Below are 23,157 nucleotides of genomic sequence, written 5' to 3' on the forward strand. Positions count from 1 at the left end.
TAACAGTAGCTTATGTTTTTGTTGTGGTTGACTGTTTGGTCAGGAAATTATCAATGAAAGAAGATCATAAAAGGATTATAAAAAATGAAAATAGTGGATATAAATTTCGAATGGAAACAAAAATTAGCTTCGAAGTATTATATAACGAAACTTTTTTATGATGGTTGTTGATCTTTCAATAAAATAAGTCGCACTTATAAATAACTATTTAGAAAGATCAACAAAAGTTAGACTTAGTCGAATATACCGTCTTCGGCATTGATAACCACATCGTTACCATCAAGTATCTCACTACTGACATCCTGACTTATATACTCGGTTGGCGCTGTGCCCAATTCAAAATATTCGAAACGACTCGATTTATCTGTTTTAGTGGTTAATTTACCAGAGACTTTATCAATGCGAACCGACATTAATGCAACCGGTTGTTCAAAAGGTTCAACAGGTAGGTCAGTTAATGCCACTTGCATAAAATCTATCCAGGCTGGCTGAGCAGACTTGGCTCCAAACTCTTTCCCTGTTGTTTGGTCTTTAGTGAGGTTACTGTTATAGGTTGTTTGCCCAAGGTTGCGACTAGGGTCGTCAAAACCAATCCAAGACGTAGTAACTATTCTACGGCTGTAGCCAGAAAACCACGCGTCTTTTGCCTGATTAGTTGTACCTGTTTTACCTGCAATATCTCTTCGTTTTAGCACTCGAGCACGGAAACCAGTACCTTGCCAAAAAGGTTTTATATTCCAGTCGGCTCCCCAAATAGCTGAATTCAGTGCTTCAGTCATTAGAAATGCATTTTGAGCGCTAATAATACGCGGGGATTTGTTGATTGGTGGTGCTTCAGATTCCATGTCATCAACAATATTTATGTCATGAGTAATATTAAAGTCATCATTCTCAGTATTGATATCTGCTAACGTAGGTTGCTCATCTGTTAACTGATCGCAATCATCACACGCAATGGCAGGATTTGCTTGAAACAACACTTTACCGAATGAATCTTCAATACGTTCAATTAAGTAAGGTTTAATTAAAAAACCACCATTTGCAAAAGTTGCGAAGCCAGTAGCTACTTCGAGCGGTGTTAAAGAAGCAGAACCAAGGGCTAGGGATTCATTACGTGGTAGATCATCAATATTGAAACCAAAGGTAGCTAAATAAGGAATAATTTTATCTAGGCCAACTTCTCTAAGTAAACGAACAGCGATAACGTTTTTTGATTGCGCTAATGCTAGTCTAAATCGTATTTCACCGTTATATACAGGAGGTGAATTTTTAGGACGCCAAACTACACCTGAACTTCGATCCCACTGGTTAATTGGCGCATCGTTAACTATTGATGCCAAGGTATAACCATTTTCTAGGGCTGCAGAATATATAAAAGGTTTGATGTTAGAGCCAACTTGACGTTTTGCTTGTGTGACACGATTAAATTGGCTTTGAGTAAAACTGAAGCCACCCACCGCCGCTTTTATTGCACCATTATCTGTAGCAAGCGATATAAGGGCTGCGCTTACTTCTGGCAACTGGCTTAGTCGATAGCCTGACTCAGTTGCTGAAACCATAACAATATCACCAGGAGATAAAATATCTTTAGCGAGTGATGGAGGCGCTGCTTGTTTGTCATCATTGATGTATGCACGTGCCCAAGCAAGTCCAAGCCAATCAATATCGACTAGTGAACCATCTTGTAGTCTAACTTGAGCTGATTGTTCAAATGTTTGAGTTACAACGGCAGGAACAATGGAATGATAACTATCGAGCGACTTAAGTGCTTCAATAGCTTCTTCAGCATTGATAGGTTTTATTTCAGTGCTGCTTGTGTCACTCGTACTGGTAAGTGTTTCATCAATAGGGCGTATGGTACTGATGGGTCCTCGGTAACCATGGCGCTGATCATAAGCAAAAATATTATTAACCACAGATTGTTGAGCAGCATATTGTAGTTTAGATGTAACCGTCGTAAATACTTTATACCCCCCCGTATAGGCGGCTTCTTTACCAAAACGATCGACCATTTCTTGATGCGCCATTTCAGCTATGTAAGGTGCACTTAATTCAATTTCAGCACCATGCTTTATGGCCGTCATGGGCTCTTGATTCGCAGTGGCCAATTCTTGAGAAGTAATATAGCCTGCCACGTACATTCTTTGTAATACTACTGTTCTACGTTGCAATGCTCGATCAGGTCGGCTAATTGGATTTAAAGTTGAAGGAGCTTTTGGCAAACCTGCTAATACCGCTATTTGCGCGAGCGTTAGTTCTTTAGTCTCTTTACCGTAATAAACCTGAGCAGCGGCGCCAAAGCCAAATGAGCGATGCCCTAATGAAATTTTATTCATATAGAGCGCAAGAATTTCATCTTTCGTCAGCAAGCTCTCAATGTGGAAAGAAATAAATATTTCTCTAATTTTTCGCACATAGGTTTGTTCTCTCGTCAGGAAGAAGTTTCGGGCCACCTGCATGGTAATGGTACTTGCGCCGCCTCTATTTTGCCCCGTTAACTGGCCTATAATGGCACGACCCATACCAATTGGATCAACACCAAAATGCAAATAAAAACGATCATCTTCAGTTGCTAATATAGCATTGATTAATTGTTGCGGCATTTCGTCTAAGGTTAAAGGGATGCGTTTCTTTTCACCGAATTGAGAAATGAGTTTTCCGTCAGCACTAAATATCTGCATTGGCGTTTGCCACTGCAGATCTTTCAATGATTCAACACTAGGTAGACTCGAGCGCATTGAGAGATAAATTCCGGCGAGTGCTAAAAATCCGATAAATATCAATACAGCACCCGTTTTAAACAGGTTCTTTATAGAAAACACAAAAAAATGCTCGATAAAAGTTATAAAATTGACGTAATAGTACTAGTATATCCTGTAAAAGCATGTAATAAATGTATTTATACCAATTTTTTACCTAATATTATTATAATAAAATGTTCTAGTAGGATTCTATGTTAAGTAGTTTATGGAAAAAAAAGACCTCCTTAATGGTTGGAATTGACATTGGTTCTCACTCTATTAAAGCGGTTTTACTGAACCAAAATGAAGGCGGCTATGTGCTAGAGACTGTCGCGATCGAGCCGATGCCAAGAGGCGCCATTGTTGACAGAGAAATTCAAGATATTGACGCTGTCGGTAAAGTTGTTGCTAAAATAAGAAAAAAAATCACCTCTTCAGTTGGACATGCGGCGTCAGCAGTTTCCGGACAAACGGTAATTACTAAAATCATCTATATGGATGTTGCCCTAAATGAACAAGAGCTGGCCAGCCAGATAGAAATTGAAGCGGATAGTTTAATTCCATATCCACTTGATGAAGTAAGTTTAGATTTTGAATCGCTTGATATTAATGAATCAGACCCAAGTAAAATTAATGTTTTACTAAGCGCTGCACGAACTGAGTCTGTTGAGGCAAGAGTTGCTGCATTAGAAGCCGGTGGTTTTGATACCAAAGTTATTGATGTAGAGTCCTATGCTATCAGCCGAGCTTATGACTTAACATTAAATCAATTACCTGATGACGCTGCTGATAAAGTTATAGCGACCGTAGATTTAGGTGCAACAATGACTTTATTTTCCGTTACTGAAGCAGGCAACCATATTTACAGTCGAGATCAGTTATTTGGCGGTGAACAATACACTCGCTCAATTGTTTCTTATTATAATAAATCGTTTGAAGAGGCAGAAATTGCTAAATTGACCGATGATCTACCCCCTAATTATACCTTCGAAGTTTTAGCGCCATTTCATACCATTTTAGTTCAACAAATTCGTCGTGCAATTCAGATGTTTTTAACAACAAGTGGTAAAGAAAAAATTGATTACTTAGTGATATCAGGCGGCAGTGCCTTAGTTGAAGGTGTTGAACAACTGTTAACTGAAGAATTAGGTATTCATACGGTAATAGCTAACCCTTTTACTGGCATGGAAGTATCGAGCACAATTAATCAAGAAGAGTTAGCTAAAACAGCGCCACGCTTTATGGTCGCGGCTGGTTTAGCATTAAGGAGTTTCACACCATGGCATATATAAATCTATTACCATGGCGCGAAGAAGCCGAAAAAGCTAAACAGCGTGAGTACTTTACCGTACTGACTATTGTGGCATTAGTGGCATTTGTGATTGTGTTTTCTGTAAATCAATTTTATCAAATGCGTATTGACGGTCAACAGACTCGTAATCAATTCTTACAAAATGAAATACAAATATTAGATTTAAGAATTTCGAAAATAAAGTCGTTAAATGAAAAGAAAAAAGAACTTCAAAAGCGCACAAGTGTTGTTGAACAGTTACAACGCAGTCGAAATGTAGGTACGCAAGTCTTAGACGAAATTGCAAAAGTAGTGCCAAACGGTATATATCTCACACGTTTGGAAAAACAAGGCAACAGCTTAAATATTATCGGTAAAAGTGAATCTAACAACCACTTAGCCAATATGATTAGAGAAATAGAAAGCTCTGATTTATTTGAAGATGCGATACTTGAATCTATAACCTCTAATGATGCAAAAAGTAAATTACTAAGTGATTTCAAAATGCGTGTTCGAATCAAAGGGTTGATCAATTTAAATGAACCTACTAGTCAAGGAGCGCTATAATGAATTTTGATTTATCGGAATTTATGGAGCAATTCGATGGCTTAGAGCTTGATAATATTGGACAATGGCCAAAAGCTGCAAAAATTGTATTATCAATATTTTTGGTTATCTTAGTGTTAGGTTTAGGTTATGTTTTAATGATCAGCGATCAAATTGAACAACTTAAACGTGTGACTGTTGAAGAAACCACGCTTAAGCAACAATACCAAGCTAAGTATCACATAGCGGCAAACTTAGAATTATTTGAACAACAAATGATTGAAGCGGAAGCAATGTTTGCTAATCAATTGAAAAGTTTGCCCGAAAGCCATGAAACACCAGGTTTACTTGATGACATTACTTTTGTTGGTACAACTACTGGGCTTAATTTTGTAAAACTAAATTGGCAACCAGAGATAGAGCAAGAAATTTATATCGAGTTACCGATAGATATAGAAGTCATCGGCACTTATCATGAGTTTGGCCAATTCGTTAGTAGAATTGCCGGATTGCCACGTATAGTAACGCTACATGACTTTGATATTAATTTACAAAAGCAAGCATCAGGTGACTTAAAGTTAAAGCTGCAAGCTAAAACTTATCGTTATCGGGAGGCAGCAGAATAATGAAGAAATTAATCTTATTAAGTGCTGTGATATTATCGGGCTGTTTTAGTGATACTGACGATTTAAAGCAACATATTGCTACGGTACAATCAGGAACCGGTAATACGATAGAGCCAATGCCAGAAGTTAGAGTTTTCGATCACTTTGACTATTCAGCAGACGTTCTACGCAGTCCATTTGATGTGCCAAAGCCAGAAGCAATTCAAGAAAAAATTCAACAAATGTCAGGCTGCTTGAGCCCTGATCCGCGTCGAAGAAAACAGCCATTGGAGAAATATTCTCTGAGTAATTTGGTCATGCGTGGCACTTTAGGTGAATTAGGTGTTACTTGGGCGCTCGTCGAGGCGTCTGACAGAACATTACACAGAGTAGCTGTTGGGAGCTATGTGGGTTTAAACCACGGGAAAATTACCACAGTAAGTCAAGATAATGTAAAAGTACTAGAATTAATCCCAGATGGCGCTGGGTGCTGGGTGGAACGTGAAACTGTCGTTACCATGACGGAGACAAGTGCAGAGGGGCAAAGGAAGTAATGTTGCTATTTAATAAAATCAAAAACGATAATCTTATGACACATTGCAAAAAAATGAAGCTAGTCACAGTCGCTTATTTATGCGTATTTTCCACTTTTTCGTGGGCAAGCGAGTTAACTGGGATCAGCTATAATACGATTCAAAACAACGAAATAGAATTAGTGTTTGAGTTATCTGACAATATCGCTGTGGCGCCCGAAGTGGTTACATCGATGTCACCTGCACAAGTTAGAATTACTTTTGATGCAGATCAGTTTAATCCCACAGTTGCTACAACGCTGATTGATCACGCGGGCGTTAATAACATTACCGTACAGAAAATTGCGGGTAAAGTTGTTGCTGATGTAAGTTTGCAGCACCTTTCAATTTTTGATGCAGTCCAAAAAGGCAATACCTTTGCGTTAACTTTACATACTGGGCAAGTAAACCCATCAGTAACCCAGTTAATTCCACTTGGTCATGGCTTTATTAATCAAATAGATAATATTGACTTTAAACGTGGTCAACAAAATGAAGCGCAGTTATTAGTGAAACTTATCGACAGTAAAGTCGCTGTAGATGTAAGTGATAAACTTGGCAAACTTTATATTGAATTTCATAATACTGAAATTTTAGACGATTACATTTACAAGTTAGATGTGACCGACTTTGGCACTTTGGTTACTGGCATTGAAACCTTTAAGGAAGGGAGAAATGCGCGTTTAGTTGTTGATATTAATGGTCCATTTGAATATAAACATCAGCAATTTAATGATGTGTTTTCATTAACTGTTAACGCTAAAGTTAAGCAAGACGGTTACCTTGGTGAAGAAGAAAACTTTAGTGGTAGAGCTATATCATTGAACTTCCAAGATATTTCTGTACGTACAGTGTTGCAAATTGTTGCGGATTATAATGGTTTTAACTTAGTCACCAGTGATACCGTTGTCGGTAATATTACCCTGAGATTAGATGGTGTACCTTGGGATCAGGCTCTCGATATTATTCTAAAAGTGAAAGGTTTAGACAAACGCATGGAAGGCAACATTCTTATGGTTGCACCAAGCGATGAATTAGCTGCAAGAGAAGCTCGTGATTTACAAGCACAACAGCAAGTAGAAGAGCTAGCGCCTTTATATTCTGAGTATGTACAAGTTAATTATGCAAAAGCGGCTGAATTTGCTGCGCTAATCAAGAATGAAGATAATAGTATTTTATCACTTCGTGGTAGCGTGAGTGTTGACGAAAGAACCAATACATTATTAATTCGAGATACGGCAACCAGTATCGAAGATATTAAGCGTATGGTTTCTGTGTTAGATATTCCTGTTCGCCAAGTTATTATCGAATCTCGTATGGTAACGGTAAAAGATAATATTAATGAAGAGTTAGGTATTCGTTGGGGCGTAACTGATACGGGTTCAGACTCATCAACATCTGGTTCTTTGTCTGGTGCTGAAAGTGCTGGCAATGGCATCATACCTTCGTTAAGTGACCGACTTAATGTTAACTTACCTGTAGCAAGCCCGGCTGGTAGCATTGCATTTCAGGTGGCACGATTAGCCGATGGTACGATTCTGGATCTTGAATTGAGTGCGATGGAAAAAGAAAACAAAGGTGAAATTATTGCCAGTCCTCGAATTACTACCGCTAACCAGAAAGAAGCTTATATAGAACAAGGTGTAGAAATTCCATATCAAGAAGCGGCTTCAAGTGGTGCAACATCAACCCAATTTAAAAAAGCGGTATTAAGTTTAACGGTCACGCCTCATATTACACCGGATGACAGAATAATCTTGGACTTAGTCGTTACCCAAGATACCGTCTCAGATGTATCTAATGGCACAGCACCTGCAATCGATACACAGCGAATTGGCACACAAGTTTTAGTTAATAATGGTGAGACCATTGTATTAGGTGGTATTTATCAACAACAAATTATTAGCTCGGTATCAAAAGTACCAGTTTTAGGTGATATTCCGTATTTTGGTTGGATGTTTAGGAATAGTAGTAACTTTAATGAGAAAAAAGAACTGCTAATATTCGTTACACCACGCATAGTTACGGAAAGATTTTAAGTTAATTTGCATGTAAGTTGGTGTTTTCATCTTACATGCTTGCAATTTGTACCCAACAATTGCGATAATTGCGCCCTTGAAATTTTCGAGGGGGGTTCCCTCTTACCTGTTCACGTAATAAATAAACGAGTATTAATTAATCTAATGGCAGAAAAACGTAATATTTTCCTTGTAGGCCCAATGGGCGCAGGCAAAAGCACCATTGGTAGAGAATTAGCAGATAAGCTACATTTAGAGTTTTTTGATTCCGATCAAGAAATTGAGCGTCGTACTGGTGCTGATATCGCATGGGTTTTTGATCTTGAAGGTGAAGAAGGCTTTCGATTGAGAGAAGAATCAGTCATTGAAGACTTAAGTGAAAAACAGGGAATTGTTTTAGCTACTGGTGGTGGCTCTGTGATTAGCGCTCAAGTACGCAATCGCTTATCAGCGCGCGGTATTGTTGTCTATCTTGAAACTACTATAGATAAACAAGTTGCTCGCACGCAAAGAGACCGACGCCGTCCGCTACTCCAAACTGATGAAGAACCTAGAACTGTACTTGAAAACCTAGCTGTTGAGCGTAATCCGTTATATGAAGAAATTGCCGATGTTATCGTGCAAACGGATGATCAAAGTGCAAAGGTTGTAGCTAGTAAAATAGTAGAGCGATTAGATTTCTAACCAAAATACCTATGACTACTCTTCACGTTAAACTTGGCTCTCGCAGCTACCCAATCTATATAGACAGTGGATTACTATCAAATAGTAAACTGCTGTCTAGTCATATCCGCAGTAAGCGAGTTTGCATTGTTAGTAATAACATTGTCGCTCCACTATATATTGAGCAAATGAAAACCAGCTTAAAGGATTTCGATGTAGATGAAATCATTTTACCTGATGGTGAAGCTCAAAAAAGTTTAGCAAATTTTGAACGGATAATGTCTCACTTACTTGCCGGTAATCATGGTAGAGATACAACACTAATCGCATTAGGCGGTGGTGTTATAGGTGATATAACGGGTTTTGCTGCAGCATGTTATCAGCGTGGTATTGATTTTATTCAAGTTCCAACAACGGTGTTGTCACAAGTAGACTCATCTGTTGGTGGTAAAACCGCGGTTAATCATCCCTTAGGTAAAAACATGATAGGCGCGTTCTATCAACCTAAAGCTGTATTTATCGACTTAGCAAGCTTAGTTACTTTACCTGTTAGAGAGTTTAACGCTGGTATGGCTGAAGTGGTTAAGTATGGAATACTAGGTGATGGAAAATTCTTTACCTGGCTTGAAGAGCATACAGATGCAATTAAGGCCGGTGATAATACTATCCTAATGCAAATGATTGAACGTTGTTGTCAGTGCAAAGCAACCATAGTTGCAGAAGATGAAACTGAAGCAGGTGTTCGTGCATTATTAAACCTCGGCCACACTTTTGGTCATGCCATTGAAGCTGATCAAGGTTATGGTAATTGGTTGCACGGAGAAGCTGTTGCTACTGGCATGGTACTTGCTGCTAAAGTATCAGTAGCAATGAATTTGCTTGAAGTGTCAGATCTTCGTCGTATTGAAGCTTTACTTAATGCTTTTGATTTACCGCTGATCGCTCCCGAGAATATGGGTTTTGATGAATTTATTTGTCATATGCGTCGCGATAAAAAGAGTTTAGCCGGTAAACTTCGTTTTATTCTTCCGACGGCAATAGGCCAGTCTGAAATTAACGATGATGTTAGCGTGGAACTCCTTCAGCAAATTCTGTAATTATATTCAGAGTAGGTGAAGCATGTCGGCGTTAACACAAAATATTGACATATCGAACGATATTACAAGTGTCACAAAAATCAGTGCTCAAGCGCGTATCGACTATATTTTACGTTTTTCAAAACAAGCCATTCTGGTTATTGATGAAAGCGTTGAACAAAACGCCACAATTTCAAACCAACTTCTAGCAAGCTTACCCGAGCAGCATAATGTAGCCTATGTTGCCCTTTCATCGCAGTTTAATAATATTCAAATTCGTTGTCGTGTTATTGAGCAATTATACACTGGCGAGTTATTTGATCCTGAAATTTCGCTAGCCGTAAGTGTGATAAATTTAGCTAAAAAATCACAACAAAGTATTAGTATTGTGCTCGACAGTGCTCAACATTTATCTTTACAAGTTATGCATGAGTTAACGCAATTAGCCTTAATTGCAAAAAAGGCAAACTTAGTCGTTAATGTTGTTATGTTTGGCTCATTACAGTCTGGTAGGAATGTCGCCGTTAATAAAAGCTTATTTGATAATAAACTTTCTTTGTTATCTTCACAATCTGGACAATTATTATCAACTACTTCAGCTATATTTAAAAAGAGTCGCACAACTTGGGTTTTGACTAAACGTAATAAATGGTTACTTGGTGCAGTACTTTTTTGCTTAGCCATTTCTGCAGTTGTGATTAACCTTTTACAATTAGATAGTTTCAATTTTACGCAGTCAATATCAGCTCTAAAGTCTGAAAAGGTATCGCTAACAGAAACTTTAGAACAGCCACAAACTATGGTTCTTGATGCTCTTGATGACACGACATTAAAAACAGTAACATCAAAAGAAAGTGCGATCCCCGAAGACATCTATTCGTTGTTAGTCAACCCCAAAACAAGCGTGATGAAAAAAGAGCTCCCATTACCAGCGACCCCGTTGGATATTATCTATGCAATAACCATTGAACAAACGGATAGTGCAGCAGAGAATGTATCATTGGTAAAACCAAAAATTGATAAAATTGAAGTAAAAGCTACTGAAGTAGAGCCAAATTTAGTTAATAATTTCCTAGTGGATAATAATTTTTATGCAGCTAAAGCAGGGTATGTTATTCAATTATCAGCTTTTAGCGATTTAAAATTACCGCCAAAATATCTAGCAGCATTAGCAACGATTGAATATCACATTTATCAACGTCAATTAAATGATAAACCCTTGATGGTTATTACCAGTAAGGTTTATAAAGATAAAGCTTCAGCACAAGTAGCCTTATCAAGTTTACCCGAGTCACTTTTATCTCGACAACCTTGGATTAAGCCAACAAGTGTGGTGAATAACGAAATCAATGCATTTCAACTCTCCCAATAAAGCTTGATTCAGGATACAATCCCCGCTTACTTTTCAGATACTAATCATCTGGTTTTAATTTTTATAGTTTGTAGGTGTCATGAAGAAGAAACATCGAGCATTTTTAAAGTGGGCAGGTGGTAAATACGCACTAAGCGATGTCATAAACTCTATGTTGCCAAAAGGAAATCGACTGATTGAACCTTTTGTCGGTGCAGGGTCGGTTTTTCTGAATAGTGATTATGACGAATATTTACTGAGCGATATCAATCAGGATCTTGTTAATCTTTATCGAATTGTTCAACGCACACCTGATAAATTTATTGCCGATGCACGACGATTTTTTACCCCTGAATATAACCAAGCCGAAAAATATTACCAATTACGTAAAGAGTTTAATGCAAGCTCAGATCCCTACTTTAGATCTCTAGTTTTTTTATATATGAATCGACATGGTTATAATGGATTATGCCGATACAATAAATCTGGTGGTTATAATGTGCCTTTTGGTAAATACAAACGTCCATATTTTCCTGAAGCTGAACTGATTTATTTTTCAGAAAAGGCGGCAAAAGCGATATTTATTTGTGATGGATATCGACAAACTTTTGCTCATGCAAAATCGGGAGATGTTATTTATTGCGATCCGCCATACGTGCCATTAAGTAAAACGGCTAGCTTTACGAGTTATTCAGGTAATGGTTTTGGCTTAGATGAGCAAGCTGATTTAGCTAATGTTGCTGAAGAAGTGACTAAAGTACCAAATATATCTGTGCTTATTAGTAATCACGATACTATTTGGACTAGAAAAATTTATGAGCATGCAAAAAAGCAACATTCAATAGAAGTCTCTAGAACAATTAGCCAAAAAGGCAGTAAACGTAATAAGGTCTCTGAACTTCTCGCGCTATATTAATATGTAACCGGCGCTTAAGACCATTGCCATTTATTTAGCAATTCGGCAATAAAGGTAAGCAAGAACCGTTAATAAGTAAACTTATAGCTTGATGTTGCCATTAAGCCTAGATACGGGGTTGGTTAATCTTAGAATAGGTTTTTAGCTTGGTAAAATGAGGCTAACGATAGCAATTAATGAGGCTATGAATATCACCACTGCAATGACCCCGGCAATAATGAAATGGCTGAATTTCCCCTCAGTAAAATCTCTTTCCCTATTTTTATCACTTTGTACGCCAAAAAATGCCGCACCGACACTTTTAAATGTTTTCTTAAAGTTACTTGAGGCCATTACTATCCTTAAACGATTAATGAGTTATTTAAGCGCATTTTAGCAGTATGTGCTAATGCGTAATATCTATCAAGCAACACGCTTTTTTAATCACTTGGTGCACACCTAAACAGAACTAGCTCTTCTAAACGGTATTCAAGTTAAGTTGGACAAATAATACTTGCTTAATTATTGCTCGGTTATGCACTTTACTTTTATATAAAACTAAGAATGATGTAAATTTATCAACATTTTGTAATTTTTCAGTTTTTTAGCTATTTTTGTATTGATATTTTCATTATATTGCATAAGGTTAAAGTATAAAAAGTAATAATTAAGCCACTGATTGAGCAGCCAAGTATAGGTTTTAAGGTTGTACTGTATTAGCATTATACCAATAGGTATTATTTTTATTGAACGGAATTCATGTCGAAATATTTAACAGGTGATACTAATTTTACAGCCAAGGTGAAAATTTTATTAAGTAAAATTTATGGCCGTAGCCCTTTAAAAGACTCTGTCTTGGAAAGAGCTATTAGTTATTTTGAACTAGAAGCATTATCACAACGTAAGCTCGATAAACTCAATAATGAGATTACTAGATTAGTGAGTGTGGGCAGTGATAAAAGTAAAAATAAACTGACTAACCTGAAACGTGAACAACGAGATTATCTACAAGTATTACGACAGCAAAGTAATGAGCGGGCGCAACAGCTACAGTTAGTATGTCGAGATATAATCGAATTATGTGAAGGCGAAACTCGTGCAGACACTAACAAAAAATCTGCAGAGCTTCTAGGAACCATTCAACTGTTATCACCAACAGAAGGCAGTAAAGTTGCCAGCGTAAATGAGCGCAGTAAGCCTTTATATCGTGGAGTGCTTACTTTAAGGTTACTTGATCAAATCTGTTTGAAAACCCTTTCGTCAGGTGCTTATTTAACCCAAGAGCTAGCTAAAATATCTGAATATGACTATCAAGATCTTCGTAATGAGAACGAAGCCGCTTATCTTGAGTTTGTCGATCATGTAAAAATACCCATGCTAATGGCTGCTATTCTGCAAGATATTGGTAATTACCATCCTGATGCACAGATGATTATGCAAGGCAGTGATGGTAAAAAAAGTGTATTTCGTGCATTAAACGTTGAAGAACGCAAAGCCCTATTACAAATAAATTATCGCGAAACGATGAAGTATCTTGTTAATGGTATCGGCGTAGTAATGTATTTAGGTAACTCAAAAGAAGAAAGAAATACTTTTAATAAAGTCGAAACTAATAAATTGCGTTTTGTTAAACAGTTACTTAAAGGAAGTATACAGCCAAAGCTAGGGGTGGGAAATATATTAAAAATCCCCCAAATATATACCGCCATTGTTTTATCAACTAAAGATAATTACAACTACAAATTACTGCCTAAGGTATACCAAGCTTTATATCAAAATGCAGAGCGTGGTAATTGTTGCCGTGGTGTTGTAGACAGCTTATATAAAATTACTGGCGATTTCCCACAAGGGTTTGGTGTTATTTATATCCCCAAGGATAGCGATCAAAACGTTCGTTACGAATATGCCATTGTAACCCAATTATACCCAGAGAAATCTAATGAACCGATATGTAGAATAGCAACTCGGCAGTTGGCATTTATTGGCCATGGTCATGACTTGGTTGTTAAAAAAACTAATAATCTTTATTTTGTCGAAACAGCGAAAGAGTTTTCAAGCATCAACAAAGAAAGGCTGAACGAAATTTTAGAGTTACTATCATCCAATTATCTTGAACGTAAAAAACTCGATTTACTTCCACGTTGCTGGCAGCCTGAAGAATTTTTCACACAAAAAATTAATCAAAAACTTTGGAATCGTATGAATTACAATTAGGTAAGCAAGATTAACAATAATCTTGCTTACGCTTTTTGGTTAAAACAGAGGATAAAAACAAAAATTAAAAGCAATAATGATGGATGATTTTTGTCAGTAATAGCTCTGTTTTTGTAATTTCACTATGTGCTAAATATTCATTAGGTTGATGAGCTTGGTCAATTGAACCTGGCCCCATAACAATAGTCTGACAACCTAACTGTTGAATAAAAGGTGCTTCTGTTGCGTAGTTAACGGCACAACAACTATGGCCAGAAAGCTTCTCAGCCGTTAGCACTAAATCACTTTCTACTGTTTGTTCAAAGCTCGGCGAGCTTGGATCTAGTTCGTTTATGGTTAAGCGTCCAGGGTATTTTTCTGCTATGGGCGCTAATGCCGTTGATAACCAAGAAACCAACTCTTCGTCTTTCATGCCCGGTAAAGAACGCATATCAATATCGAGCTCACAATGGCCACAAATTCTATTAGCATTATCGCCACCACGAATTGCGCCTAAGTTCATTGTTGGTGTTTGAACATCAAAAGCTTCATTTTGATAACTCAGGTTAAGTTTTTCTCTCAGCTTAAATAACTCACTAATGACTTGATGCATTATCTCAATAGCATTAACACCACTTGCAGGCTTACTGGAGTGACCAGCTTGTCCTTTAATGCTAATTTTATGAGACATATGCCCTTTATGCATAACTACCGGCACTAAATTGGTTGGCTCACCTATAATAGCAACATCAGGCTTTATAATACCGCTATCAGCAAAAAATCGTGCGCCTGCCATCGTGGTTTCTTCATCAGCAGTAGCTAAAATATATAATGGCTTCTTTAATAACTTCAGGTCTATTTGTTGGCAAACCTGCAAGATAAAGGCAAAGAAGCCTTTCATATCGCAGCTACCCAGGCCAAAGAGTTTATTATCGCTATCGGTAACTTTAAGTGGGTCAGATAACCAGCGGTTTTCATCAAAAGGTACTGTGTCACTGTGGCCAGCGAGTAATAAGCCGCCATCACCCGTGCCTAATTTAGCTAGCATATTAAATTTACCTTTCGACCCTGGCACTGGTTGAATAGTAATGTCAAAACCAAGGGTTTCGAACCAAGCGGCCAGTAGGTTTATGACACTTTCATTACTTTGATCCCAGCTTGCTTGCGATGAACTAATGCTGGGTTGCGCTATTAGTTGACTAATGGCTTGAGTAAAGTTGGGTAGTTTTAATTGCGTACTTTTCATTATATATAGTAACCTAAAATTATTTCATGGGTAGTTATGCGATTTAGTTGCATAACTAGTTATATGATGATACTTTAGCACCACAATGTAAATAGCCTAATTTAACCACACTATGAAAATGTATGTAATGTATTCAACTATGCGACGACGATAGAGTCATATATTAGGTCTTGGAAGTCATGGCTTTTTAGTTAGTTTATTGAGTTTATTAATAATAGCTAGAAAGTAATCGGTCAAAGTTGAATAGAATTGCAAACGTATCGTATTAATAACACAGCCGTTGTAATTTCTAATCATAAGCTAAATGGTAAGTAAATGAACGTTGTAGTTATAGGTGCAAGTGGTTATGTAGGTGCTGAATTAATTGGGTTGCTAACGCAGCACAATAAAATATCAATTCAACATTTGTTAGTGTCTGAAAATAGTACTTCTAGTGGTAAAACTTTTGCGGAATTACATGCTCGCTGGCAGGGGATATGTGCTTTACCCCTGCATTCTTTTTCGCAGCAATGGTTTGATCAACACATTAGTTCGCCTGCGCATGGTATAGATGCCGTATTTTTTGCTACTCCTCATGAATTTAGTGCGCAATGGGCACAAGCCTTTATTGAACAAGGTATTAAAGTTTTTGATCTGTCTGGCGGGTTTCGCTTAAAAGATGCGACACATTATCCTATCCATTATGGTTTTGAACACCAATCGTTAAAAGCACTTGAACAAGCTCAGTACGGTTTAGCTGAATGGCAAGCCGATGAAATTGCATCTAGTATGCTTATTGCTGTGCCAGGTTGTTATCCAACCGCTAGTTTGTTGTCGTTAAAACCCATTACCAGTAATGCACTTCATCAAGAAAATTCACTTATTGTCGTTAATGGCATTAGTGGGGTAACGGGTGCTGGGCGTAAAGCGTCTTTAGCAACAAGTTTTTGTGAAGTGAGTTTAACGCCTTATAATATTTTACAACACAGACACCAACCTGAAATTAGTCAAGAAGCCAATGCTGAGGTGATTTTTAATCCGCACTTAGCGCCTTATAAGCGTGGTTTATTAGTGACAGTAACATTACAGTTAAAATCTGATGTAACTAGTCAGCAAGTTGACGAAGCCTATACACAAGCATATCAAAACACTCCGTTAGTAAGAATAGTTAATACGTGGCCTAAAATAGACAATGTCGCTCATACCCCATTTGCCGATGTGCATTGGCAAGTCGATGAAGCTAAGCATGTTGTTGTTGTAAGTTGCGCTATTGATAACTTATTAAAAGGTGCAGCATCACAAGCAATACAATGCGCTAATATTAGCTTAGGTCTACCGAGTGAATATAGTTTATTGATGCCAGGGAAAAGTTTATGAAAAAACCCGTCGTGATAAAAATTGGTGGGGCTATTTTAGATGGCTACAACCAAGGTAACACTTTCGCTTTGACAGCATTATTGTCAGTTATTGCTAGTTTAAAAGATCAGCCTGTCGTGATAGTACACGGCGGCGGTTGCGTTGTAGATGAAATGCTTGCCCAAGCAGGATTTACAACCGAGAAAAAGCACGGTTTACGTGTGACACCAAAAGCGCAAATGCCAATTATTAGTGGTGCCCTTGCGGGAAGTGTTAATAAAGCTATCGTTGCAACTGCAGCTAGCTTGAAGCTAGCTGCAGTTGGCTTATCTCTTACTGATGGCAAAATGGTTCAATGTGACTTAAGCCCTTTAGAGTTAGGGCAAGTAGGCGTACCTAAGCCTTTTAGTAGCGCATTACTGGATACACTGTTAAAAGCTAACTTTTTACCTATTGTTTCGTCAATTGGTGCTTTAGAAAATGGTGAGCTCGTAAATGTAAATGCTGATGATGCCGCCGTTGCGATATGTCAGTTACTCAATGCTGAGCTGCTATTACTTACTGATGTTAATGGCGTTAAAGGTGCTACAGGAGAATATTTAAGTTCACTTAATCGTGAGCAAGCAGAAGCGCTGATTAGTAGCGGTGTTATTGCTGGAGGCATGACCGCAAAAGTAAATGCAGCGTTGCAAGCGGCAAATAAGTTACGACGAAGTATCGCGGTTGCTAGTTGGCAATCGCCTGAGCAAATTATCGATTTACTCAATGGTGCCAACGTAGGTACCCGAATACAGCCAAGTGTTAGTTAAACATAATTAACCAAAACACGTCGTGAACTCGTTTTCGTACAGGATATAATTTTAATGAATTTAGAACATTTCTTAGCTGATGATCAGCTAAATAAACAACAAATACTCGATTTAATTGCCTTAGCACGTGATATTAAACAGCAGCCTAAAAAATACAATCAGGCTTTAGCGGGCAAGTCGGTTGCAATGATATTTGAGAAGCCGTCTTTAAGAACACATGTCAGTTTTGATATCGGTATCAATAAATTAGGTGGGCATGCACTTTACTTAGGCCAACAAAATGGTAAGTTAGGTGATCGTGAAAGGGTTAGCGACTACGCTAAAAACCTATCGTGTTATGCCGACGCCATTGTTGCTCGCGTATTTAGTAACAGTTCTATTGAGCAATTGGCTGCACATGGCAGCGTACCAGTGATTAATGCGTTGTGTGATGTATATCACCCATGCCAAGCATTAGCTGATTTTGTCACCCTTGCAGAAAACTTTTCTGATTTAACCACCATCAAGCTCGCCTATGTTGGTGATGCCAATAATGTGTCAAATTCATTAATGATTATGGCGGCTATTATCGGTGTTGATTTCACGTTAGTTTGTCCACAAGGTCATGGTCCAGATGAAACCATGCTTAATAAGGCAGTGAAATTTAGCGAAATATCAGGCAGTAAATTATTTTTTAGCCACGATATTTCAGCGTTAGGTCAACAAGACGCTATTTATACTGATACTTGGATATCTATGGGCAGTAACACCAACGTCGCTGATATTTTAGCAACCTTTAAGCCATATCAAGTTAACCATGAATTAATGGCTACAGCAGGGGCAAGTATAGTTATGCATTGTCAGCCGGCTCACCTTGAAGAAGAAATTACCACCGAGTTATTCGATAGCGAAATGTCAGTGGCTTTTCAATCTGCAGAAAATCGTATGTGGGCACAAAATGCCGTGTTAGTTACATTATTAGCGGACTAATCACGCAGTTATTATTAAACAAATAAATCATATTTAATTTTAAAAATACTTTTTAGCCTAGCCAATTCCATAGAGTTAGCTAGACTGATGATAAAAAATTGTAAAGGAAAAAGATCATGGCATTAGCAGCAAAGAAAAACATTAAAAAAGTCGTATTGGCCTATTCTGGCGGTTTAGATACATCAGCAATTATTCCTTGGTTAAAAGAGAATTATGATGGCTGTGAAGTCGTCGCATTTTGTGCTGATGTTGGACAAGGCGAAGAAGAGCTTGTTGGCATTAAAGAAAAAGCGATAGCGTCAGGTGCATCAGAATGTTATGTAGTTGACCTAAAAGAAGAATATGTTAAAGACTATATTTATCCTATCATCAAAACTGGTGCGGTTTATGAAGGACAATATTTGTTAGGTACTTCAATGGCACGTCCAGTGATTGCTAAAGCTCATATTGAAATTGCCTTAAAAGTTGGCGCTGATGCCGTTTGTCACGGTTGTACTGGTAAAGGTAATGACCAAGTACGTTTCGAAGCTTGTTTTGCTGCTTTAGCTCCACAGTTAACAGTTATTGCGCCATGGCGTGAGTGGGACATGGTTTCACGTGAAGACTTATTAGATTATTTAGCTGAACGTAATATTCCTTGTGCTGCCTCTTTAACAAAAATTTATAGCCGTGATGCAAATGCGTGGCATATATCGCATGAAGGTGGTGAGTTAGAAGACCCTTGGTGTGAGCCTTCAAAAGAAGTATGGACCATGACGGTTGATCCAATGGATGCACCTAATGAAGCTGGCAAAGTCATGTTAAGTTTTGAAGCAGGTGAGTTAGTTGCCGTTGATGGTAAACCTATGTCAGCGTATCAGTCATTAATGTATTTAAATGAAAAAGCCGCCGCTCATGGTGTAGGCCGCATTGATATTGTTGAAAACCGTTTAGTAGGTATGAAGTCACGTGGTTGTTACGAAACTCCAGGTGGCACCGTATTAATGGCAGCCTATAAAGGTTTAGAATCACTTATTCTAGACAAAGAATCACTTAAATATCGTGAATCGGTTGGTCATGAGTTTTCACACGTAATTTATGACGGCCGTTGGTTTACGCCACTTGCTAAAGCGCAGCTTGCTTCAGCAGCATCTTTTGCTGAAAAAGTTACCGGTGATGTAGTAGTAAAACTTTATAAAGGCATGGCGCAAGTCACTCAACGTCGTTCACCAAACAGTTTATATTCAGAAGAGTTTGCTACTTTCGGTGCTGACGATGTTTACGACCAAAAACATGCAGAAGGTTTTATTCGTTTGTTCAGTTTATCAAGTAGAATAACCGCACTAAAACAAGCAGACTCAGTACTAACTGAAAAGAAATAAAAAAGGTAGAGGAATTTAGCCATGGCATTATGGGGCGGACGGTTTAAAGAGCAAGCGAGTGTACAGTTTAAAAAGTTTAATGACTCTTTACCTGTTGACTATCGTATGGCAGTGCAAGACATTGTTGGATCAATTGCTTGGGCAGAAGCATTAACTACGGTTGATGTGCTAAGCCAAGCAGAATTTCAAGAATTGAAAGCAGCACTGTTAGAGTTAAAAGCTTCAGTAGAAGAAAATCCGAAGCAAATTTTAGCTTCCGATGCTGAAGACATACACAGCTGGGTAGAAATTAACCTCATTGAAAAAACGGGTGATTTAGGCAAGAAATTGCATACCGGCCGCAGCCGTAATGACCAAGTTGCCACTGATTTAAAACTTTGGTGCAAGGAAACTGGTAGTGATTTACTTTATGCATTAGTGAACTTACAACAAGCTATGCTAGATCTTGCTGAACGTGAACGTAATACGGTACTGCCAGGCTATACCCATTTACAACGTGCTCAACCGATTACCTTTGGTCATTGGTGTTTGGCTTATGTTGAAATGTTTAACCGTGATATAGGGCGTTTAAAAGATGCTTTATATCGTGCAGACACTTCGCCATTAGGCTCAGGCGCCTTAGCGGGTACAGCTTACCCGATTGATCGTGAAAAACTGGCCCATAACCTTGGTTTTAGAAGCGCAACGCTGAATAGTTTAGATGCAGTTTCAGACCGTGATCATGTCATTGAGTTATTATCAACTGCCAGTATCAGCATGATGCACTTGTCACGTTTTGCAGAAGATTTAGTGTTTTACAATTCAGGCGAAGCCGGTTTTGTTGAAATGAGCGATTTGGTTAGCTCTGGCTCATCATTAATGCCGCAAAAGAAAAACCCAGATGCTTGTGAATTACTGCGTGGTAAAGCAGGCCGAGTAATGGGCTCTCTTACCGGTATGATGATGACAATGAAAGCCTTACCGCTTGCCTACAATAAAGATATGCAAGAAGACAAAGAAGGTTTATTTGACGCGCTTGATACGTGGCAAGAATGTATGCAAATGGCTGTTTTAGTTGCAGAAGGTTTAACGGTAAACCGTGCCCGTACATTAGCTGCTGCTCAACAAGGTTATGCAAACTCAACCGAGCTTGCTGACTATCTTGTAAGTAAAGATATTCCATTTCGCGAAGCACATCATATTGTTGGTGAAGTGGTATTGGCGGCAATCGATGCTGGCCATGCACTAGAAGACTTCTCGATTGCGCAATTACAAAAATTTAGTGACAGAATAGAGCAAGATGTTTACCAACATTTATCCATTGAGTCGTGTTTAGATAAGCGTGGTGCAATAGGTGGTACTTCTCGTCAACAAGTTGAAAAAGCCTTAGCAGAAGTGCAGTCGGGTAATCTTTTATCTGATAATCAAGATACTCTAAACACACAAGTTTTAGGGGCACCAAGTAAAACGCAAATCAACATGACCTTAAAACAAGTTAAACAACGTTTGAATGCGCAACGAGCAGCCGCTATGTCGGTGCGAAGAGCAAGAATGTCAGACATTGATAGTATTTCGGCGTTAGTTGATTACTGGGCAGAGCTTGGAGAAATATTACCGCGCAGTCGCGACAATATTATTCATGACGTACAAAATTTTGTTGTCGCAGAGGTTGACGGTGTTGTTGTGGGTTGTGCATCACTTTATATTTATCAAACGGGACTAGCTGAAATTCGCTCGGTCGTTATTGATAAAAGCGCTCATGGTCAAGGCCAAGGGCAAGCGCTAGTACAATATTTATTAGAATTTGCTCATCAAATTCAACTACAAAAAATTATAGTGCTGACTTATATTCCACAATATTTTGAGCAATTAGGCTTTAACTTAATTGATAAAAACTCATTAGCTGACAATATTATTGAAGACAGTGAGCAAAGTCCGCATAAAGACCCTGCAGATGAAGTGGCGATGGAATATATTGTTAATCGCTGTGCAGAAGAAGCATAGTCGTTTTAGCATTGGTAGTAAGTGATCGATATTAGTGAACAAATGTCATGAATAGTAATGAAGAAAATGTAAAGTGGTTTAGAAGTGCTGCGCCCTATATTAACGCCCATCGCGGTAAAACCTTTGTGTTAATGTTTGGCGGAGAAGCAGTGCAACATGCTAATTTTGCTAATATTATTCATGATATTGCTTTACTAAGAAGTTTAGGTGTGAAGTTAGTTTTAGTGCATGGTGCGCGCGTGCAAATAGAAGAGCGGTTAACCGCTCGCGCACTGCCACAGCACATAGAAAACAACATTCGAATTACCGATGCAGAGACTTTACTCGCTGTTAAAGACGCTACCGGTTCACTGCGTATTCATATTGAAGCCCTGCTAACTATGGGCTTAGTTAATTCGCCGATGCATGGTGCACAAATACGGGTTAGCACGGGTAACTTTGTTATTGCTAAGCCCATTGGTGTTCGTGACGGTATTGATTTTAAACATAGTGGTTTAGTACGCAGAATTGATGCTGAGGGCATTAATACACAATTGAATTTTGGTTCAATAGTATTGCTATCGCCAGTAGGTTATTCGTCAACAGGCGAAGTGTTTAATTTAGCGTTAGAAGATGTTGCAGCACAGGCTGCAATTGCCTTAAAAGCAGATAAGTTAATCACCTTAACCGAACAAGATGGTTTAATCGATAAAAAAGGTGCGTTAATCCGAAGTTGTGGTATTGCGACGGTTAGTCAACTGCTTGCCGATCAAAAAGATCATGTACAACAATTACTGTTAAAAGCCATTATCCAGTGTGGTAAACAAGGTGTTGAGCGTTGTCATAGTGTCAGCTACACCAGCGATAGTGCTTTATTACAAGAGCTGTTCACGCGTGATGGTGCAGGCACCCTAATAGCTAAAGATTATCAAGAGCAACTGTCGGCTGCCAATATTGATGATGTTGGTGGTATTTTAGAATTAATTGCCCCTCTCGAAGAAGAAGGTGTACTTGTAAAGCGTTCTCGTGAGTTACTTGAAATTGAAATTGATCGCTTTACCGTGATTAAAAAAGAAGACGTTATTATCGCTTGTGCAGCACTTTACCCTTACCCGGAGGCTAAAACAGGTGAAATTGCCTGTTTAGTCATTCACCCTGATTATCGAGGTGGTAATCGAGGTATTAGGCTAATTCAAGCGCTTGAAGAAGCAGCTAAAAGGCAAAGCCTCAATTCTATTTTCGTCTTAACTACGGTTAGTGCTCATTGGTTTATTGAACAAGGTTATAGTGAGCAAGCCATTGAAAACCTTCCAGAAGGTAAGCAAAAGATGTATAACATTCAACGTAAGTCTAAGGCATTTACTAAAGCCATTTAATTATTGACGCTTACCATAGATATAAAAAGCAACCAGCAAGGTTGCTTTTTTTGTGCCTCTAACATTTACCAACGCTATACTTAATATCGGTTACAAATTATAACAAATCATTTCAATAGAATTTGTTTTTGTGCATACTAGGTAATAT

The 23,157-nt window shown here is 38.2% G+C and carries 19 protein-coding genes; 16 read left to right on the plus strand and 3 right to left on the minus strand.

The genetic code is table 11. The features are described 5' to 3' along the window. Nucleotides 1-233: 233 nt before the first annotated feature. On the minus strand, nt 234-2,822 hold the full coding sequence (locus H4J50_RS13765) for a penicillin-binding protein 1A (protein ID WP_182257048.1): 2,589 nt from the start codon (nt 2,820-2,822) through the stop codon (nt 234-236). A 131-nt stretch (nt 2,823-2,953) separates the two neighbouring features. Here H4J50_RS13765 and H4J50_RS13770 point away from each other — a divergent pair, with 131 nt between their 5' ends. The 9 genes from H4J50_RS13770 (at nt 2,954) to H4J50_RS13810 (ending at nt 11,779) form a co-directional block, all read left to right on the plus strand. After that, on the plus strand, nt 2,954-4,033 hold the full coding sequence (locus H4J50_RS13770; protein WP_108454643.1) for a pilus assembly protein PilM: 1,080 nt from the start codon (nt 2,954-2,956) through the stop codon (nt 4,031-4,033). Beyond that, nucleotides 4,021-4,599, plus strand: coding sequence for a PilN domain-containing protein (locus H4J50_RS13775; protein ID WP_108454644.1), 579 nt, complete (start codon nt 4,021-4,023; stop codon nt 4,597-4,599). The genes H4J50_RS13770 and H4J50_RS13775 overlap by 13 nt, the downstream gene beginning before the upstream one ends. Next, complete coding sequence (locus H4J50_RS13780) at nt 4,599-5,204, plus strand: type 4a pilus biogenesis protein PilO (RefSeq protein WP_108454645.1); 606 nt, start codon at nt 4,599-4,601, stop codon at nt 5,202-5,204. Before H4J50_RS13775 ends, H4J50_RS13780 begins: the two co-directional genes overlap by 1 nt. Then, nucleotides 5,204-5,737 (plus strand): pilus assembly protein PilP, encoded by a 534-nt coding sequence (locus tag H4J50_RS13785; protein ID WP_182257049.1) that lies wholly within the window; start codon nt 5,204-5,206, stop codon nt 5,735-5,737. The genes H4J50_RS13780 and H4J50_RS13785 overlap by 1 nt, the downstream gene beginning before the upstream one ends. A gap of 53 nt (nt 5,738-5,790) precedes the next feature. Continuing rightward, a complete protein-coding gene (locus H4J50_RS13790; protein ID WP_259366251.1) occupies nt 5,791-7,794 on the plus strand; it encodes a type IV pilus secretin PilQ in 2,004 nt (667 codons plus the stop codon). Between the two features lie 144 nt (nt 7,795-7,938). Then, the gene (gene aroK / locus H4J50_RS13795) at nt 7,939-8,457 is read left to right on the plus strand and encodes a shikimate kinase AroK (RefSeq protein WP_081150979.1); all 519 of its coding nucleotides are present in this window, start codon (nt 7,939-7,941) and stop codon (nt 8,455-8,457) included. 11 nt (nt 8,458-8,468) lie between these two features. Further along, nucleotides 8,469-9,533, plus strand: coding sequence for a 3-dehydroquinate synthase (gene aroB / locus H4J50_RS13800; protein ID WP_182257050.1), 1,065 nt, complete (start codon nt 8,469-8,471; stop codon nt 9,531-9,533). A 22-nt stretch (nt 9,534-9,555) separates the two neighbouring features. Beyond that, on the plus strand, nt 9,556-10,884 hold the full coding sequence (locus H4J50_RS13805; protein WP_182257051.1) for a hypothetical protein: 1,329 nt from the start codon (nt 9,556-9,558) through the stop codon (nt 10,882-10,884). 79 nt (nt 10,885-10,963) lie between these two features. Continuing rightward, a complete protein-coding gene (locus H4J50_RS13810) occupies nt 10,964-11,779 on the plus strand; it encodes a Dam family site-specific DNA-(adenine-N6)-methyltransferase (RefSeq protein ID WP_108454649.1) in 816 nt (271 codons plus the stop codon). A gap of 141 nt (nt 11,780-11,920) precedes the next feature. Here H4J50_RS13810 and H4J50_RS13815 read toward each other — a convergent pair whose 3' ends face one another. Next, a complete protein-coding gene (locus H4J50_RS13815; RefSeq protein WP_108454650.1) occupies nt 11,921-12,112 on the minus strand; it encodes a DUF2970 domain-containing protein in 192 nt (63 codons plus the stop codon). Between the two features lie 405 nt (nt 12,113-12,517). Here H4J50_RS13815 and H4J50_RS13820 point away from each other — a divergent pair, with 405 nt between their 5' ends. Then, entirely contained in the window at nt 12,518-13,972 is a 1,455-nt protein-coding gene (locus H4J50_RS13820; RefSeq protein ID WP_182257052.1) for a hypothetical protein, read from the plus strand. 64 nt (nt 13,973-14,036) lie between these two features. On the opposite strand, the gene argE is transcribed toward H4J50_RS13820, so the two are convergent. Beyond that, a complete protein-coding gene (gene argE, locus H4J50_RS13825; protein WP_182257053.1) occupies nt 14,037-15,197 on the minus strand; it encodes an acetylornithine deacetylase in 1,161 nt (386 codons plus the stop codon). 315 nt (nt 15,198-15,512) lie between these two features. Between argE and argC the strand changes: the two genes are divergently transcribed. The 6 genes from argC (at nt 15,513) to argA (ending at nt 23,009) form a co-directional block, all read left to right on the plus strand. Then, the gene (gene argC, locus H4J50_RS13830; RefSeq protein ID WP_182257054.1) at nt 15,513-16,553 is read left to right on the plus strand and encodes an N-acetyl-gamma-glutamyl-phosphate reductase; all 1,041 of its coding nucleotides are present in this window, start codon (nt 15,513-15,515) and stop codon (nt 16,551-16,553) included. Then, nucleotides 16,550-17,341: an acetylglutamate kinase gene (argB, locus tag H4J50_RS13835; RefSeq protein WP_108454654.1), complete on the plus strand. Its 792-nt coding sequence runs from the start codon at nt 16,550-16,552 to the stop codon at nt 17,339-17,341. Before argC ends, argB begins: the two co-directional genes overlap by 4 nt. A 54-nt stretch (nt 17,342-17,395) precedes the next feature. Next, nucleotides 17,396-18,310 carry an ornithine carbamoyltransferase gene (locus H4J50_RS13840; RefSeq protein WP_108454655.1) on the plus strand — a complete coding sequence of 305 codons (915 nt, stop codon included), beginning with the start codon at nt 17,396-17,398 and terminating at the stop codon, nt 18,308-18,310. A 116-nt stretch (nt 18,311-18,426) separates the two neighbouring features. After that, a complete protein-coding gene (locus tag H4J50_RS13845; RefSeq protein WP_108454656.1) occupies nt 18,427-19,671 on the plus strand; it encodes an argininosuccinate synthase in 1,245 nt (414 codons plus the stop codon). 21 nt (nt 19,672-19,692) lie between these two features. Continuing rightward, the gene (gene argH / locus H4J50_RS13850) at nt 19,693-21,654 is read left to right on the plus strand and encodes an argininosuccinate lyase (protein WP_182257055.1); all 1,962 of its coding nucleotides are present in this window, start codon (nt 19,693-19,695) and stop codon (nt 21,652-21,654) included. A 47-nt stretch (nt 21,655-21,701) separates the two neighbouring features. Continuing rightward, nucleotides 21,702-23,009: an amino-acid N-acetyltransferase gene (argA, locus tag H4J50_RS13855; protein ID WP_108454658.1), complete on the plus strand. Its 1,308-nt coding sequence runs from the start codon at nt 21,702-21,704 to the stop codon at nt 23,007-23,009. Nucleotides 23,010-23,157: the final 148 nt, after the last annotated feature.

It is taken from the genome of Colwellia sp. 6M3 (assembly GCF_014077595.1).
Classification (GTDB): Bacteria; Pseudomonadota; Gammaproteobacteria; order Enterobacterales; family Alteromonadaceae; genus Cognaticolwellia.

What these genes read in the sequence shown, in the direction of transcription:
- H4J50_RS13770 (WP_108454643.1), top strand. Translation starts at nt 2,954, where the DNA reads ATGTTAAGTAGTTTATGGAAAAAAAAGACCTCCTTAATGGTTGGAATT.
- H4J50_RS13775 (WP_108454644.1), top strand. Translation starts at nt 4,021, where the DNA reads ATGGCATATATAAATCTATTACCATGGCGCGAAGAAGCCGAAAAAGCT.
- H4J50_RS13780 (WP_108454645.1), top strand. Translation starts at nt 4,599, where the DNA reads ATGAATTTTGATTTATCGGAATTTATGGAGCAATTCGATGGCTTAGAG.
- H4J50_RS13785 (WP_182257049.1), top strand. Translation starts at nt 5,204, where the DNA reads ATGAAGAAATTAATCTTATTAAGTGCTGTGATATTATCGGGCTGTTTT.
- H4J50_RS13790 (WP_259366251.1), top strand. Translation starts at nt 5,791, where the DNA reads ATGAAGCTAGTCACAGTCGCTTATTTATGCGTATTTTCCACTTTTTCG.
- aroK (WP_081150979.1), top strand. Translation starts at nt 7,939, where the DNA reads ATGGCAGAAAAACGTAATATTTTCCTTGTAGGCCCAATGGGCGCAGGC.
- aroB (WP_182257050.1), top strand. Translation starts at nt 8,469, where the DNA reads ATGACTACTCTTCACGTTAAACTTGGCTCTCGCAGCTACCCAATCTAT.
- H4J50_RS13805 (WP_182257051.1), top strand. Translation starts at nt 9,556, where the DNA reads ATGTCGGCGTTAACACAAAATATTGACATATCGAACGATATTACAAGT.
- H4J50_RS13810 (WP_108454649.1), top strand. Translation starts at nt 10,964, where the DNA reads ATGAAGAAGAAACATCGAGCATTTTTAAAGTGGGCAGGTGGTAAATAC.
- H4J50_RS13815 (WP_108454650.1), bottom strand. Translation starts at nt 12,112, where the DNA reads ATGGCCTCAAGTAACTTTAAGAAAACATTTAAAAGTGTCGGTGCGGCA.
- H4J50_RS13820 (WP_182257052.1), top strand. Translation starts at nt 12,518, where the DNA reads ATGTCGAAATATTTAACAGGTGATACTAATTTTACAGCCAAGGTGAAA.
- argE (WP_182257053.1), bottom strand. Translation starts at nt 15,197, where the DNA reads ATGAAAAGTACGCAATTAAAACTACCCAACTTTACTCAAGCCATTAGT.
- argC (WP_182257054.1), top strand. Translation starts at nt 15,513, where the DNA reads ATGAACGTTGTAGTTATAGGTGCAAGTGGTTATGTAGGTGCTGAATTA.
- argB (WP_108454654.1), top strand. Translation starts at nt 16,550, where the DNA reads ATGAAAAAACCCGTCGTGATAAAAATTGGTGGGGCTATTTTAGATGGC.
- H4J50_RS13840 (WP_108454655.1), top strand. Translation starts at nt 17,396, where the DNA reads ATGAATTTAGAACATTTCTTAGCTGATGATCAGCTAAATAAACAACAA.
- H4J50_RS13845 (WP_108454656.1), top strand. Translation starts at nt 18,427, where the DNA reads ATGGCATTAGCAGCAAAGAAAAACATTAAAAAAGTCGTATTGGCCTAT.
- argH (WP_182257055.1), top strand. Translation starts at nt 19,693, where the DNA reads ATGGCATTATGGGGCGGACGGTTTAAAGAGCAAGCGAGTGTACAGTTT.
- argA (WP_108454658.1), top strand. Translation starts at nt 21,702, where the DNA reads ATGAATAGTAATGAAGAAAATGTAAAGTGGTTTAGAAGTGCTGCGCCC.